The sequence below is a fragment of the Rhodoflexus caldus genome (genome assembly GCF_021206925.1).
Classification (GTDB): domain Bacteria; phylum Bacteroidota; class Bacteroidia; order Cytophagales; family Thermoflexibacteraceae; genus Rhodoflexus; species Rhodoflexus caldus.
In genome coordinates this window covers 48,344-63,348 of the sequence record NZ_JAJPRF010000003.1, presented here as the reverse complement: position 1 = coordinate 63,348, position 15,005 = coordinate 48,344, and the positions used below count along the sequence as shown (strand labels likewise).

At 48.9% G+C, this 15,005-nt stretch carries 13 protein-coding genes; 7 read left to right on the top strand and 6 right to left on the bottom strand.

All coding sequences use genetic code 11. The annotated features are described in order from the left end of the window. Positions 1-32: 32 nt before the first annotated feature. The gene (locus NDK19_RS04520; protein WP_250630659.1) at positions 33-1,136 is read left to right on the top strand and encodes a TlpA disulfide reductase family protein; all 1,104 of its coding nucleotides are present in this window, start codon (positions 33-35) and stop codon (positions 1,134-1,136) included. A gap of 68 nt (positions 1,137-1,204) precedes the next feature. Beyond that, positions 1,205-2,245 (top strand): UDP-glucose 4-epimerase GalE, encoded by a 1,041-nt coding sequence (galE, locus tag NDK19_RS04515; RefSeq protein ID WP_250630658.1) that lies wholly within the window; start codon positions 1,205-1,207, stop codon positions 2,243-2,245. Positions 2,246-2,306: 61 nt separating this feature from the next. Here galE and NDK19_RS04510 read toward each other — a convergent pair whose 3' ends face one another. The 5 genes from NDK19_RS04510 to cmk all read right to left on the bottom strand — a co-directional run bounded on the left by NDK19_RS04510 (position 2,307) and on the right by cmk (position 7,034). Then, positions 2,307-4,397 carry a BatA domain-containing protein gene (locus tag NDK19_RS04510; RefSeq protein WP_250630657.1) on the bottom strand — a complete coding sequence of 697 codons (2,091 nt, stop codon included), beginning with the start codon at positions 4,395-4,397 and terminating at the stop codon, positions 2,307-2,309. A 38-nt stretch (positions 4,398-4,435) separates the two neighbouring features. After that, a complete protein-coding gene (locus NDK19_RS04505; protein ID WP_250630656.1) occupies positions 4,436-5,602 on the bottom strand; it encodes a sensor histidine kinase in 1,167 nt (388 codons plus the stop codon). A gap of 123 nt (positions 5,603-5,725) precedes the next feature. Continuing rightward, the gene (locus tag NDK19_RS04500; protein WP_250630655.1) at positions 5,726-5,923 is read right to left on the bottom strand and encodes a nucleotidyltransferase domain-containing protein; all 198 of its coding nucleotides are present in this window, start codon (positions 5,921-5,923) and stop codon (positions 5,726-5,728) included. A gap of 153 nt (positions 5,924-6,076) precedes the next feature. Further along, positions 6,077-6,265 (bottom strand): nucleotidyltransferase substrate binding protein, encoded by a 189-nt coding sequence (locus NDK19_RS04495; protein WP_250630654.1) that lies wholly within the window; start codon positions 6,263-6,265, stop codon positions 6,077-6,079. 61 nt (positions 6,266-6,326) lie between these two features. Then, the gene (gene cmk / locus NDK19_RS04490; protein WP_250630653.1) at positions 6,327-7,034 is read right to left on the bottom strand and encodes a (d)CMP kinase; all 708 of its coding nucleotides are present in this window, start codon (positions 7,032-7,034) and stop codon (positions 6,327-6,329) included. A gap of 117 nt (positions 7,035-7,151) precedes the next feature. Between cmk and NDK19_RS04485 the strand changes: the two genes are divergently transcribed. Both NDK19_RS04485 and NDK19_RS04480 read left to right on the top strand, forming a co-directional pair. Then, positions 7,152-8,015, top strand: coding sequence for a hypothetical protein (locus tag NDK19_RS04485; RefSeq protein ID WP_250630652.1), 864 nt, complete (start codon positions 7,152-7,154; stop codon positions 8,013-8,015). After that, positions 8,012-10,132: a ComEA family DNA-binding protein gene (locus tag NDK19_RS04480; protein WP_250630651.1), complete on the top strand. Its 2,121-nt coding sequence runs from the start codon at positions 8,012-8,014 to the stop codon at positions 10,130-10,132. The genes NDK19_RS04485 and NDK19_RS04480 overlap by 4 nt, the downstream gene beginning before the upstream one ends. 51 nt (positions 10,133-10,183) lie before the next feature. On the opposite strand, the gene gcvH is transcribed toward NDK19_RS04480, so the two are convergent. Further along, positions 10,184-10,561 carry a glycine cleavage system protein GcvH gene (gene gcvH / locus NDK19_RS04475; protein WP_250630650.1) on the bottom strand — a complete coding sequence of 126 codons (378 nt, stop codon included), beginning with the start codon at positions 10,559-10,561 and terminating at the stop codon, positions 10,184-10,186. A gap of 142 nt (positions 10,562-10,703) precedes the next feature. Here gcvH and prfB point away from each other — a divergent pair. The 3 genes from prfB (at position 10,704) to NDK19_RS04460 (ending at position 14,908) form a co-directional block, all read left to right on the top strand. After that, positions 10,704-11,781 (top strand): peptide chain release factor 2 gene (prfB, locus tag NDK19_RS04470; protein ID WP_250630649.1). Its coding sequence is split into 2 segments (ribosomal slippage): positions 10,704-10,754 and positions 10,756-11,781, totalling 1,077 coding nucleotides; the frame shifts between segments, so codons are not numbered across the junction. Position 11,782: 1 nt separating this feature from the next. Beyond that, positions 11,783-12,700 carry a magnesium transporter CorA family protein gene (locus NDK19_RS04465; RefSeq protein WP_250630648.1) on the top strand — a complete coding sequence of 306 codons (918 nt, stop codon included), beginning with the start codon at positions 11,783-11,785 and terminating at the stop codon, positions 12,698-12,700. Positions 12,701-12,847: 147 nt separating this feature from the next. Then, the gene (locus NDK19_RS04460) at positions 12,848-14,908 is read left to right on the top strand and encodes a glycosyl hydrolase family 95 catalytic domain-containing protein (RefSeq protein WP_250630647.1); all 2,061 of its coding nucleotides are present in this window, start codon (positions 12,848-12,850) and stop codon (positions 14,906-14,908) included. Positions 14,909-15,005 lie beyond the last annotated feature (97 nt).

Sequence of the window (15,005 nt, the reverse complement as noted above, 5' to 3'; positions counted from 1 at the left end):
TTTTTGATGCTGTCTTAAATTTAATTTTAGCGATGAATCGCAAAACTGTTTTCCTTTTACTGTTCGGAGCAGCACTTGCAGCCTGCCAAAATGCTGCTGAAAATACACATGCGGAAGTAACAGTTATTGAAGGAACAATTGCCAATCCGCAACCCGGTAAAATGGTTTATCTGAGCAGGCAAGGGTTGGAAAAAGCTGTCCCCGTAGATTCGGTCAAGCCCGATGACAACGGTAAGTTTCGCATGGAAGTAAAAGTAGAATCTCCCGGTTTCTATTCGCTGAATGTGTACAATACACAATTCGGAGATTTGGTAATTACGCAACCCGCAATAATAAAGGTGGAAGCGGCCGGGCAAACCAATGGCACATTTAAAGTAAGCGGCTCGCCCGACACCGACTATTTGCTGCGTTTTTACGGGTTGGAGCAATCTTTCCGCAGAAAGGCCGACAGCGTACAGGCTTTGGCAGTAAACGGGCAATTGACGCAAGAGCAACTGATGGAAGCCTATCAGTCACTTTCTGCCGATGCTATCGGCAAAGCCAAGCAAATGATAGAACAAAATCCTTCTTCCATTGTGTCTATTGTGGTGGCAGGTGCGCTCGATGCCGATAAAGAAATAGCTTTTTTGCAGCAAATCCACCAAAAACTTGCACAGGCGCATCCTACTTCGGAGTATGTGGTTGATTTTGGCAAGCGATTAGAACAAATCAGCAAAACCGCCATTGGACAACCCGCCCCCGAAATTGCACTGAACGACCCCGAAGGAAAAGAAATCAGGCTCTCCTCGCTGCGCGGCAAATACGTGCTCATTGACTTCTGGGCTTCGTGGTGTGGCCCCTGCCGCCGCGAAAACCCGAACGTAGTGCGCATGTACAACAGGTTCAAAGGAAAAGATTTTGAAATATTCGGCGTTTCGTTGGACAAGGAAAGAGACCAGTGGCTCAAAGCCATCAAAGACGACGGGCTGACTTGGACTCATGTTTCCGACCTGAAATTCTGGCAATCATCCGTTGTACCGCTTTATCGCATTCAGGGTATCCCCATGACGGTGCTGTTAGACAAAAACGGCATCATCATAGATAAAAACCTCCGCGGGCAGGCATTGGAAGACCGCCTTACCGAATTACTGAAATAAAATCGCTGATGATTATATTTGTGAAGTGCCCCCTGTGTGGCGGCACTTCATTTTTTTTGAATGATTCCATGACAGCATCAAAACCTGCCATCCTCGTAACCGGAGGATGTGGCTACATAGGCTCGCACACAGTTATTGCACTGTTGCAACAAGGCAAATATGAGGTTATCTCATGCGATAACTTCGTAAACTCACGTCCGGAAACACTCAATCGCATTGCAAAAATTACCGGCACACAGGTGCGCAACTATCCCATTGACCTTTGCGATAAAGCCGCAACAGCGACTATTTTTGATGAAAATCCTCATATTCAAGGGGTTATTCATTTTGCTGCACTGAAATCCGTTCCCGAGTCGGTGGAACAACCGCTGCGCTATTACCGCAACAACCTTGTTTCGCTGATTAACCTGTTGGAAATATGTCAGGAAAGAAATGTCAATCATTTTATCTTTTCTTCTTCCTGCTCGGTTTACGGCAATGCCGATGAACTGCCCGTTCACGAGGCTACACCATTCAAAAAAGCGGAATCGCCGTATGCCAATACCAAGCAAATGGGCGAAGAAATTGTACAAAACACGGCTAAAATAAGCTCCGTCAAAGCTATTTCCTTGCGTTATTTCAATCCCGTAGGTGCGCACGAATCGGGGCTGATTGGCGAGGATGCGCTGCAAACAATGCTCAACCTCGTACCGATTATTACACAAACTGCTGCGGGGCTTCGTTCGGAACTCGTTGTGGCGGGCGACACCTACCCCACCCGCGACGGCACTTGCATCCGCGACTATATCCACGTTACCGATATTGCCGAGGCACACATTGCGGCGTTGGAATATCTTTTCCGCCAAGAGGATTCGCCGCATTATTACGATGTTTTCAATCTGGGAACGGGGCAAGGCGTAACCGTATTGGAAGCTGTTCACGCCTTTGAACAAGCAGCGCAAATGAAACTCAATTACCGCATAGGCCCCCCTCGTGCGGGCGATGTGGCAGCCATTTATTCCGACACCCGCAAAACAGCCGCTGTTTTAGGGTGGCAGCCGCGTTTTGGCATCAATGAAATGATGGCCTCGGCGTGGAAATGGCAACAGGAGTTATTGAAAGGGCAATAGCGCAAACCGCGATATGCTAAATCACTCAACCGCTGTACTATAAGCATGTCGGTTGCGTAGCTCACCCCTTCCAAAACCGCAGCAGCAGCACTTCTACCAACAAAAAGGCAAGGGCTGCCATAATGAAGTAGCGCCAAAGCGGCTTGTTCAGGTTCATGGCATTGAATGTGCCTGCAAATTCGCGGGCGCTGACTTCGTCCAGTACTTGCACATTTTTTCGGCCTGCAAATATCCGCTTCAGGTCGTCGGCTTTGTAGGTTTTGAACTGCGACTCCGCTTTGTCATAATTTAGGGCAAGGGCTGTTACCACATTGCCGTTTTTGCGTTGCACTAAGTTGTAGTTGCCCGCGGGCAGTTCTGTTTTAGGCAATTCAATAATCAGTTGGTTATCGGCAAAGCGCTGCACGGGAATCAGCTCGCGGTCGGTGGCGGTATTGTCGGCGGGTACGAGCTTCAGCACATCGTTGCGCGAAAAATTCTGCCCTTCTGCCAAAGGCAGGGCAATCAGCGGCTCGGCAAAAGAATAGGCCAGCCGTTCGGTGCCACGCTTGCCCGCCAATGCAATTTTGTACATAATCGGTACGAAAAGCGCATTTTGCGGCAATCCGGTAAAAGCTGCATCCAGCGGTGCGGCAAAAAGGAAAACCCTGCTGTTCAGCAGTTCAAACGATGAGAGATAGGGTTGCCCGTTACGCAAACTCAAAAGGTCTCTGCCTGCCCCACTCCACGACAGATTTACTTTGGCTTCGGGCATTGCCATGCGGGCAGCTTCGCCTTGTTCGGTCATTTTTTCAAAAATGCCCTTGAAAAAAGGCTCTTGCAAATCGGGGGCATTCATCGGCAGCTTCAAGGTCGCCGCAGAGAGCGCATCGGGAATAAAAACGGTTCGGATACCTAATAAGTCCGAATAGGCTTGCGGGTCAAACACCTGCCCGGGGAATACCGCCAGCGCCCCGCCCCGCACCAAAAAGTTGCGCAAAGCTGTTTGCAAACCTGTATCTATGGTTTTCAAACCTTGCAAAATCACCACGTTGGCGGCATTGATGCGGGCGTAGTCCAAACTGCCGGCGCTTACCGATTCCACTTTGAAAAACGCCTCATTAGCATAAACATCGGGTATATAGGCCGGGCTTTTCCCTTCCACGATGTGTAAAATGTTGATTTCGGGGGCTACGTTCAGCGTAAAGTAGTAATTGTTGTCAAAAACAACGGGCATGTCATCTACCGCCACCCGACAAGGCTTTTGACCGGCAGAAGTTACGGCAAAGTTGAGTTTGAGTTCGCTCGTTTCGCCGGCCTGAAGGCTGACAGTTCCCCCCGATACCTGTTTGCCTTCAATAAACAGGCGCACCAACCGTTCGGTGGCTGCCTCTGTACCAAAATGGCGCATTCGTATGCTGAGCGTGTTGCTTTCGTTTACGCGCACAAAGGGATTTTCCAGCCATACCGAATCAATGTACACGTTGGAAACGTCGTTGGCCTCTTGTGGCAGCAGGTAAAAGCGATTGACACTGTCTAACGCGGCGGCTAATTTTTCCAAATCGCTGCCGGGCATTTGCTGAAAGTCGGTCAGCCAGAAAATATGGTGGCTGCCGCTGCCTGCCACATTGGCAAGGATGTTTTTTTGCCGTTCATACACGCTCTCCAAAGTTCTGCCTGTATTGCTGTAATCGGTTTTTGAAATCAAATCATTGGCTTTGGCAGGCTCAAAAAGAAAATTCAGGTCGCTTTCAAAGCTGTTGTTCAGTACCGAAAACCGCGCGTTTTGCGGAAAGCCTTTGACAATTTGCAAGGCCAAATCTACCGAACGGTCAAGCAGTTTTTTACCGTCGCGCTCATTTTGCATACTGAATGAGTTGTCAATGTAAATAGCTGCCTGATTGCCTGCCACAGGCAGGTTGTCTGCCCGATGATAGGGGATGAAAGGTTGCGCAAAAGCCGCTACCAATGCGGCTACGAATAAACAACGCATCAGCAACACCAGCAGGTGTTTCAGCCGATTGCGCGCATTGGCAACCGATTTGACTTCACGCAAAAACGCCACATTGGTAAAATAAATCACCTTGGGGCGCTGAAAATTGAACAGGTGTATGATAATCGGCACGGACACGAGCGCCAGCGCCCAGAGAAACGACGGATACAAGAAACTCATAGCTGCAAAGTACGATAAAAAACCTACACTTCAAGGTATCAGAAGCGGGGCAGTAAAATGCGGAACGTTGTGCCTTCATTGGGCGCTGATGAGAGTACAAAAATGTTGCCCTTGTGGTAGTCTTTCACAATGCGTTTGGCTAAGGTAAGCCCCAACCCCCAACCGCGTTTTTTGGTGGTATAGCCGGGTTTGAAAATTTGCTTCCAGAGCGATTTGGGGATACCTTTCCCTGTGTCGGAGATGTCAATCTGCACCTGTTTACCGTCGCGGGTGTAGCTGAGCGAAATGTTGATTTTGCCTATGCCGCCCATTGCATCCACCGCATTTTTGCAGATATTTTCAATAACCCATTCAAATAAACCTCGGTTGAGCGGCGCACCCAAAGCCATTCCTTCCAGATTTTTAACAGAAATCTGCACTTTGGTAGAAATGCGCTTTTGCAGGTAGTCTATGTTGTCTTTGACCAACTGTTCTACGTTTTCAAATTTTAGAACCGGCGGCGAGCCGATGCTTGAAAAACGCGCCGTAATCATTTCCAGCCTTAACACGTCTTTTTCCAACTCACCGATGATACTCTCATCCAGCGATTCGTCGGCTTTGAAATACTCCATCCAAGCCATGAGTGAGGAAATGGGGGTTCCTAACTGATGCGCTGTTTCTTTGGCAAGACCTACCCATACTTTGTTCTGTTCGGCTTTGCGCGAAGCATTGAACAGCACATATACAATCCCGAAAAACAGGCTGATAATCAGCAGTTCTACGTAAGGGTAGTACTTCAACTGCACTACCAAATCGGAGTTTTTGTAGTAAATCAGGTTTTTTAGGCCGGGGGCAGGCTCTACCACAATGGGCGGGTGCGCTGCTTTCATTTCGGCAAGTTCGGCGGCCAAGTAGGCCAGCGAGTCTTTTCCTTTGGGAATTCTGATGTTGCGATGTCCCAATACCTTGTCGTTTTCATCGGTCAGAATTACCGGATAGGTATAGTTGGCGTCAATTACTTCTATCAGCGTATTGATATTTTCCCCTGCTTCAACAGTGGCGATGTATTCCTGTACTTTGGCAAAAATGGAGGTCTGCTGCTCTTCCTGTGCCAAAATACGGCTCACCAGCGAGTTAGTGTAGATGATAGAACCGACACCAATCACTACGGCCATCATCAAAATGATAATATTGGAAGTTGTGCGGTTCTCTTGGAGGTTTATCATAGGCGCGACTATTGGCCTTTTTTGTAAAATATTTTTCCGACGTGGTTGATGTGTTCCGGCAAACTGTTGGATTCTAAGGTATGAAAAACGGAAATATCAAACAGGTAGGGAGTATTCAAATTGTCAATATCCAGCCATATATTGGTGTGGGTTCGGTCGTTCACATCTTTTCCTTTCAGGGTGATATCTATATCGCTCGCTGCCTTCGCGATAGTTCCCTTTGGCACGCGAATCGTAGATGACAACCTCTTCTATTTCGGGATATTTGGCAAAAAACGAATTGATTTTGTCAATGGTTTCTTGGTCTAATCCGAAGTTCATAGGTATGTTTTCATTTTTTCGTGAAAGGCCGCCAGTAATGGATAGTAAACTTCTACAATTAATTCGTATTCACGCACTAAAATGTTGGGCAAATAAGTATGAACACTCCTGTTACGGCTTTCAATTATATCCATCCATATTTGCCCCTTCGTGTTAAACCTTTGTTAAGGCCTCTCTTGTTGCACTGCGTGAACCTATAATGCCGGAGATGCCTTCGTATTCCAAGAATTCTTTCATTACTTTCCATGCAAGCTCGTGCGTAAACTCAAATCGCCGGATAGTCTCCTCTTTTTCTAAATCGCTCGGCTTGCTGATATGAATAGCATCTTCCAAATGCTTCAAACCTTTGCTTCCATCGGATGTCTTGTTCCATATTGCCGTAGGATTTGGAAGAATAATTGCGCTATTGGCTCACTTCATCAGCTGCATACATGATTTTGCGGTACGCCTTGCGCAATACAATTTCTACCTGCTCGTCGAAAGTTACGAAGGTGGTATCTATCTCAATAGCGTCTTCGGCTTTGCGCAGCGGACTTTCTGCACGGGTAGTGTCTATCAGGTCGCGCTTTTGAAGGTTTTCTATCACTTCTTTGAGGCTGACCAACTGTTCTTTTGCCAGTAGCTCGGCCTGACGGCGGCGCGCCCGCTCGTTAATGTCGGCCGTGAGGAACAGTTTGAGTTCTGCCTGCGGAAATACGACCGTGCCAATGTCGCGACCGTCCATCACGATGCCTTTCTTTTTACCCATTTTCTGCTGCTGGGCAACCAAAAAGCGCCTTACCTGCGGAATTTTACTCACGTCGCTCACCATATCGGAAACGAACATACTGCGGATTTCTTCTTCCACATTCAGGCCGTTGAGGTATGTTTCGCTGATACCGTCGGTTCTGCCGGGCGGTATGCGGAATTCTATTTCAATATTATTCAGTGCACGGCTGATTTCACGTTCATTGTCAAGGCTGACGTAGTGCTGTATGAAATACAGGGTAACGGCGCGGTACATGGCGCCGCTGTCTATGTAGCTATATCCCAAAGCTGCCGCAACAGCTTTTGCGGTAGAACTTTTTCCGCAGGCAGAATACCCGTCTATGGCTATTATGATTTTGTTCATCCGAATACGGAAAGGAGGGTTAAAAAAATAAAATCAGGCAAAACAAGTTACAATTTTAAGCCACACCAAACAAAATCCTATCAAATTGATTTAATTTTTCGGTACAAAAAAGCAGGCATGAAACAACTCCTACCCTCGGGGCTGATAGCTACTCTATTTTTTTATTGCGTTTTTATCAGTGATTTACAGGCACAATGGCGCACCAATGGCATAGGTGCAAGGGCAGCAGGTATGGCTAATGCAGCCGTTACGTTACAAGACGAGTGGGCAACATTTAACAACATTGGCGGGCTGGCATGGAACACACAGGCATCGCTTCTTTCAGCTTATGACAATCGCTTTCAGGCGGCAGGCTTTCACACGGTAGCCACGGGTATTGCCGCTCCTGTGTACGGCGGTGCATGGGCTTCGGCTACTTTCTCGCGCTTCGGCGATAATTTATTCAACGAAACGATTGGTGCGCTGGGTATCAGCCATAAAATTGCCAACTACAGCCTTGGGCTGCGTGCGAACTATGTACAAATCAACATGGAAGGATTGGGGATGCGCAACCTGTTTGCCTTCGAGTTGGGTGGCGTAGGGCAACTGACGCGGCAACTGTGGATAGGTGCACATATTTTCAATTTTACGCAGGCGCGTTTAGCCGATTTTCAGGATGAACGGCTGCCGACTGTGATGAAGGCCGGGCTTTCGTATCGCCCCAACGAACGGCTGATGATTAATGCAGAAGGAGAAAAAGATGCAGAAATGCCTGCACGGGCAAAGGTTGGCGTAGAGTATCGCCTCATAGAGAAACTGGCAATACGCACAGGTATTGCCACACAGCCTAATACAGGCTCGTTTGGGTTAAGTTTGTATTTCAGGCAATTGGAAGCAGGCTATGCGGTTTCTACACATCCGCAACTGTTGCCTTCGCATCATGTGGCGCTGCGTTATCATCTTTCAAAGCAGAAAACTGCCAAAAAAGCATGGGACGAATGAAAAAAACCTTACTTACAGCGCTGCTGCTTCTGCTTGGTTGGGCTGCATCGGCACAACAAAAACGCTTTCAGTCGGAAGTAGATTTAGATCAGTTTATTCAGTCCCTTTTTGCCGTGCAGGATGAGGACATCAACTACGAAGATGCTTATGAGTCGCTCTACCTGCTATACACCAACCCATTAGACCTGAACAGGGCTAACTACGAACAGTTAGCCGACCTGTATGTACTATCGCAATACCAAATCAGGCAATTTCTGGACTATCGCCAACGCAACGGCGAGTTGCTCAGCATCTACGAACTGCAAGCCATTGAAGGTTTTGATTTGGAAACCATTCAGAAAATTCTGCCTTTTGTAGTGGTAGGCGAAAGCACATTTGCAGCAGACACACGCACGCTTTTGCAGCGCATTTTGAGTGAAGAAAACAACTACCTGCTCATCCGCCACTCGCGGGTGTTGGAAGAGCAGCGCGGATTTCGCCCGTTAGGGGCGGGTGATACGCTGCGCTCCGGACTGCCGCAAATACGCTATGCCGGCTCTCCCGATAAAATTTATATGCGATTTCGCGTCAGCCACCTGCGCGATTTCAGCATTGGCTTTACGGCCGAGAAAGATGCCGGCGAACCCATTGCATGGAATCCTTCACGCCGTCAGTTTGGAATGGATTTCTGGTCGGCTCATGCGGCGGTATATAACCGCGGGCGGCTGAAAGCCATCATGCTGGGCGATTACCTCATTCAGGCCGGGCAGGGAATGCTGCTCGCCGCGGGCTTTACCATTGGCAAAGGTGCTGAAACGGTTGCCACTATTCGCCGCAGCAACACAGGCATTCGGCCTTATACCAGTGTGATTGAAAACGGGTTTTTCCGCGGGGCTGCCGCTACTGTCAATTTCGGGAAGGTAGATGTAACGCCTTTTATTTCTTTTGCCCGCCGTTCGGCCAATGTAAACTTTGCTGCTGCCGATACTGTGAGCGATGTGGATATTATTGGCGAGGCGTTTATCAACAGCATTATTCCGACGGGCTTCCACCGCACCGAGCGCGAACTCAACGGTAAAAATGCCATTCGTGAAGTTACCGGTGGCATTACAGCCACTTATCGCTCGCCCGACGGCAACGTAGAGGCAGGCGGAACGGCTATGATGACCAATTTCAGCGTTCCCATTCGTCCGGTGGACAGAATTTACAACCGATTTGAGTTCAACGGTACTCAGAATCACAACATCGGCGGCTTTTTCAGCTACAACTACCGCAATTTCAACTTCTTTGGCGAAGCCGCACGCTCGGCAAGCGGAGGTATGGGAGCACTGGCAGGTTTTGTGAGCAGCCTTTCGGCAAAGGTAGATATGTCCATGCTTTACCGCCGCTATGACCGCAACTTTCATTCATTCTACGGCCAGTCGTTCAGCGAAGGCACGCGCCCGATTAACGAGTACGGCACTTACTGGGGCATTAAAATTAAGCCGACACTGCGTTGGACAATTGCCGCCTACTACGATATCTTCCGTTTCCCGTGGCTTCGTTTTCTGGTAGATGCTCCCTCTACAGGCAACGAGTGGTTGGTACGCGTAACACATCAGCCGAACCGTAAAGTAGCGATTTACGCGCAGTTCCGTCAGGAAACCAAGGGTCGCAACCTGCGCGACAATACCACCATGATGGACGTGGCAGTGCCATCGGTGCGCCGCAATTTCCAACTCAACGCCGACTTTAAAGCAGAACAACTTGTAACTACGCGCAGCCGTATTCAGTGGAGCAGTTTCCAACAGGAAGGAGGCAAAATGACACAAGGGCTGGCTATCGCACAGGATATTGTACTGGACTTCAAATTAGTGAAAATCAGCAGCCGCTTTGCCTTGTTTGATACCGATGATTTTGAAAACCGCCAATATATTTTTGAAAAAGATGTGCTGTATTCGTTCAGCATTCCGGCATATAACGGGCGCGGCTTTCGCAACTATTACATGGCACAGTTCAATATCGGTCGGAAAACAGACTTGTGGCTGCGCTATGCCTTCACCGAATTGCGGAATCAGAATGTTTTTGGCTCAGGTTTAGACCGTATAGAAGGCAATCGCCGAAGTGAGTTTAAAGTGCAGTTGAGGCGGGTGTTTTAGCGCGTTTAATGTAGAGACACGGTGCGCCGTGCCTCTACACGTTTTACCACATTACGCCCCAACCAGTGCGCCATAGGCTGCTGCATCAATCAGGTGCTCTTTGCCGCCGCCCGTCGGACGAATTTTTACAATCCAGCCGTTGCCGTAGGGGTCGTTGTTTACCTGCTCGGGGTGGCTGTTCAGGCTTTCGTTTACTTCCAGCACTTCGCCATCTACGGGCATAAACAAATCGGAAGTGGTTTTTACGGCTTCTACAGTACCGAATACATCGCCTGCTTTTACTTCTGAACCAACTGTATTGACATCTACATAAACAATGTCGCCTAATTCGCCTTGTGCAAAGTCGGTGATGCCGACAACGGCAATATCGCCCTCATAGCGAATCCATTCGTGGTCTTTGGTGTAGTGGAGGTCTTGTGGGATATTCATGGGAGGCTAAAATAGTTTTTTGATGGCAGCAAAAATATAGATTTATTCCCATCAAAACGCCGCATCGGTATAAAACGCAGGCAGCCGCAATACTTTCCGCTGCAAACCCTAACTTTGCCTTTCTGAAAATTGGATTATACGAATGACAATCACACAGTTAGAAGATTTGAAGGCGCGTATATCGGCCTTGAGGAGGTATCTTTGACTACGACGGCAAACGCAAAGAAATAGCCGAATTGGAGGCTAAAACCACTGCCGCCGACTTTTGGGACGACGCGCAGGCCGCTCAGCAAACCATGAAGGAAATCCAGCAGCGCAAAAACTGGACAAACGACTTTGAGCAGGCACAAAAAGCAGTGGATGACTTAGAGGTACTTTATGAGTTTTACACTGCCGGAGAAGTAGGCGAAAAAGAGATTCTGGCAGAAAGAGATAAAACCGAAAAAATAGTAGCTGAGCTGGAACTGAAAAAAATGCTGGACAAAGAAGAAGACCAGCTCGGTGCAATTGTAGAAATCAATCCCGGCGCGGGCGGCACCGAAAGCCAAGATTGGGCTGAAATGCTGATGCGCATGTACATTATGTGGGGCGAAAAACACGGCTACAGAGTTTCGGAACTCAACTATCAGCCCGGAGAAGGGGCAGGTATTAAGTCTGCCACGCTGGAAATAGACGGCCCCTTTGCTTATGGTTATTTGCAGGCCGAAATAGGCGTACACCGTTTAGTGCGCATTTCGCCTTTTGATTCCAATGCCCGCCGCCACACCTCTTTCGCATCGGTATATGCCTACCCGATTGTTGATGATTCTATTCAGATTGAAATCAACCCGGCGGACATTACTTGGGAGACTTTTCGCTCAGGCGGCAAAGGCGGGCAGAACGTAAACAAGGTAGAAACAGCGGTTCGGTTGCGCCATGCCCCCTCAGGCCTGATTATTGAGTGTCAGCAGGAGCGCTCGCAAATTCAGAACAAAGAGAAAGCACTGAAAATGCTCAAATCGCGCCTCTATCAGTTGGAGCTTGAAAAGCGCAACGAAGCCCGCGCCCAGATAGAAAACACGAAGAAACGCATAGATTTTGGTTCGCAAATCCGCAACTATGTGTTTCATCCTTACAAGTTGGTCAAAGATTTGCGCACCGGTACGGAAACCTCTGATGTACAAAGTGTTATGGATGGCGAAATTGACGAATTTATCAAAGCCTTTCTAATGCAGAACTGATATGATAGAGTCGGTTTTCAAAAGCAAGGCCACCGGTTTTGAGTGGACGAGCCTGATAGACCCTTCGCTGCGCGAGCTTTCACAGGTGGCCGTACAGTACGATTTGCACCCTACTTCGGTGCAGGATTGCTTAGAACCTGAACACTTGCCCAAGTATGAGAAAATTGGCGATGTGTCATTCATCATCGTGCGGATGTTTGACGAAAACTCCACGCCCGAGTGCGATACCGTACGCAAGATGACCAATAAACTTGCCTTTTTCATCGGCGATAACTTTCTGGTCTCTATCCATCGCCACGACCACGAAAACCTGAAAGTCATTCGCAACAAATGGCGCGTTTATCATAAAAATGAAACCGACCTGAGTTTTTTGATTATGCTGGATGTGTACGCCTCGGTAGTGCATACCTATGAGCCGCCGCTTAATGCAGCAGCCGAAGAATTAGACCGATACGAAGAGCTCATTTTCAGCGACAATGCTCCTACGTCCATTATTGAAAAACTGTATTTGCTCCGCCGCCGTGCATCGGTGATGAAGAATATGCTCATGTCGGTTAATGAGATTTTGAACAAAACAGGCCTGACATATGCAGACAAATCACCCTATTTGCAGGACGTAATAGACAATGCCTCGCGGCTGCACTATCAGGCAAGCCAACTCTACGAAGATGCCAACAACCTGTTGAGCATTCACCTCTCGCTGGCATCGCACCGCACCAATGAGGTAATGCGCATCCTGACCATTTTTTCGGTGTTTTTCATGCCGCTTACCTTCATCGTAGGGGTTTACGGCATGAACTTTAAATACATGCCCGAATTAGAAATGGAATGGGGCTACGGGCTGACTTGGCTTTTTATGATTGGCGTAGTAATATTGATTTACTTCTGGTTCAGGCGCAAAGGCTGGCTGCGCGACTGACCGATAGAGTATTTCGAATTGCGGAAGGCGAATTTCGGATTCCGCAATCTCAAATTTCCAAATCAGCACTGTTCCGATTTTGTAAGCCAAATTTGAAAATCCGTAATCCCAAATCCGAAATCCGCAAGTCCATAGCTTTGTTGAACAATGAAAAAACTGACTGCACTCTTCTGTTGCCTGCTGCTGATAGGATATGCACAGGCGCAAAACCTGAGCAATTCGCCTTGGCACATTCAGGCGCGGCAAATTGACCCTAACCGCTATTTCGGCATTACCGTAGCCAACGGTATGATTGGCATTGTTTCCTCGCCCAACCCGATGAAGGTGAGCGAAGTAGTACTAAACGGCGCATTCGATACCTACGGACGCGGGCGCGTGAGCAACATTATGAAGGTTTTTGAGTTTGCCAATATGGATTTGGACATAGACGGCAAACGCTTAGGGCGCAACAACATCAGCAACTACGCCCAAACGCTCGATATGAAGCGGGCAGCCTTCACCACCACGTTTGACCATGCCGATAAGGCAAGCGTTACCCACACAGTTATGGCGCTGCGCCATTTGCCTCATACGGCACTCATAGAAGTTACCGTGCAGGCAAAAAAAGACCTTTCGTTTACCGCGCACAGCGTCATGCAAGCCCCCGACGTGCTGCGCGATGTTAAAAACAGCTATCATCTCATCGACCGCCCTCATGCCTTAATTCCGCTGATGACTTCCGTAGCCAAAAGCCCGACGGGCAAGCACACCGTAGCGGCAAGCAACAGTTTTTTGTTTGAAGAACACCGCGGCGAAGAACCGCAACTCATCCACGAAGAATGGGACTACGGGATGCATCGCCTCAAATTCACCAAGCAGTTGAAGGCAGGCGAAAGTTATCGGTTTGCCGTAGTCGGTTCGGTGATTGCCACCGAACACGTAGCCGACCCGCATAACGAAGCCGAACGCCTGACCATTTTTGCCGCTTTGGAAAAGCGCGAACGCCTTATCAAACGCCATACCGAATCATGGGAAAAACTCTGGCAAAGCGATATTGAAATAGAAGGCGACCTTGCCGTGCAACGGGCGGTGCGTTCGGCGCTCTACCATTTGTACAGTTTTGCCCGCGAAGGCACGGCGTACAGCCTCTCACCGATGGGGCTTTCGGGCTTGGGCTACAACGGACATGTGTTTTGGGATACCGAGCTGTGGATGTTCCCGCCGCTGCTGATTTTGCAGCCCGAAATTGCCAAGTCATTGCTGGAATATCGTTTCCAACGATTGGAAGCTGCCAAACAAAACGCCCGCAATCACGGCTATCAAGGGGCGATGTTCCCTTGGGAATCGGACGATACGGGGCAGGAATCCACGCCCGTCTGGGCTTTAACAGGTCCTTTTCAGCACCACATTACGGGCTGCGTGGGTTTTGCTTTCTGGAAATACTATCAGGTAACGCAAGATAAGGCTTGGCTGAGCCAGCGCGGCTACCCCGTGCTGAAAGAAGTAGCCGACTTTTGGATAAGCCGCGCCGAAAAAGGCAACGACGGCAAGTACCACATTATCAACGTGGTATGTGCCGACGAATGGGCAGAAAACGTAGATGACAACGCCTTTACCAACGGCATGGCAAAAGAAGTTCTGGGCTATGCCAATGCAGCGGCGCGCACGCTGGGGCTACCCGAAAATCCGAAGTGGAAAGAAGTGGCAGAGGGTTTGGTCATCCTCAAATTCCCCGATGGTACTACCCGCGAACACGCCACCTACAACGGAGAACCCATCAAGCAAGCCGACGTGAATTTGCTGGCTTATCCGCTCAAACAAATCACCGACCCGGCAACCATTCGCAAAGATTTGGATTACTACTGGAAAGTGCTGGGCGACAACATCCCCGGCAGAAAAGGCGACAGCCCCGCCATGGCACATGCCATTTTCAGCATCCTCAATACCCGCACGGGCGACCCGCAAAAAGGCTATGAGCAGTTTTTGGACAGTTTCCAACCCAACGAAGCGCCGCCCTTTGGCGTACTTGCGGAAACCGCAGGCGGAACGAATCCCTACTTTGCCACGGGTGCGGGCGGTATGTTGCAAGCCGTGCTGAACGGCTTCGGCGGCTTAGACATCACCGACCAAGGCATCATCCAACTGAAAACTCGGTTGCCTTCGCAAATCAAATCGCTGACCATCAAAGGCGTAGGTAAAGACCGTCGGACGTTTTCGGTGAAACAATAGCAGGCAATGTTTAAAACGCCTTACGCAAGTTCGTGGATTGGGGCTAATAACTCGGATGAACATCCTCATCGCGGGGGTGTTCATCCGAACAAATCGG

Coding starts and splice junctions, on each gene's coding strand:
- NDK19_RS04520 (WP_250630659.1), top strand. CDS start 33: ATGAATCGCAAAACTGTTTTCCTTTTACTGTTCGGAGCAGCACTTGCA.
- galE (WP_250630658.1), top strand. CDS start 1,205: ATGACAGCATCAAAACCTGCCATCCTCGTAACCGGAGGATGTGGCTAC.
- NDK19_RS04510 (WP_250630657.1), bottom strand. CDS start 4,397: ATGAGTTTCTTGTATCCGTCGTTTCTCTGGGCGCTGGCGCTCGTGTCC.
- NDK19_RS04505 (WP_250630656.1), bottom strand. CDS start 5,602: ATGATAAACCTCCAAGAGAACCGCACAACTTCCAATATTATCATTTTG.
- NDK19_RS04500 (WP_250630655.1), bottom strand. CDS start 5,923: ATGAACTTCGGATTAGACCAAGAAACCATTGACAAAATCAATTCGTTT.
- cmk (WP_250630653.1), bottom strand. CDS start 7,034: ATGAACAAAATCATAATAGCCATAGACGGGTATTCTGCCTGCGGAAAA.
- NDK19_RS04485 (WP_250630652.1), top strand. CDS start 7,152: ATGAAACAACTCCTACCCTCGGGGCTGATAGCTACTCTATTTTTTTAT.
- NDK19_RS04480 (WP_250630651.1), top strand. CDS start 8,012: ATGAAAAAAACCTTACTTACAGCGCTGCTGCTTCTGCTTGGTTGGGCT.
- gcvH (WP_250630650.1), bottom strand. CDS start 10,561: ATGAATATCCCACAAGACCTCCACTACACCAAAGACCACGAATGGATT.
- NDK19_RS04465 (WP_250630648.1), top strand. CDS start 11,783: ATGATAGAGTCGGTTTTCAAAAGCAAGGCCACCGGTTTTGAGTGGACG.
- NDK19_RS04460 (WP_250630647.1), top strand. CDS start 12,848: ATGAAAAAACTGACTGCACTCTTCTGTTGCCTGCTGCTGATAGGATAT.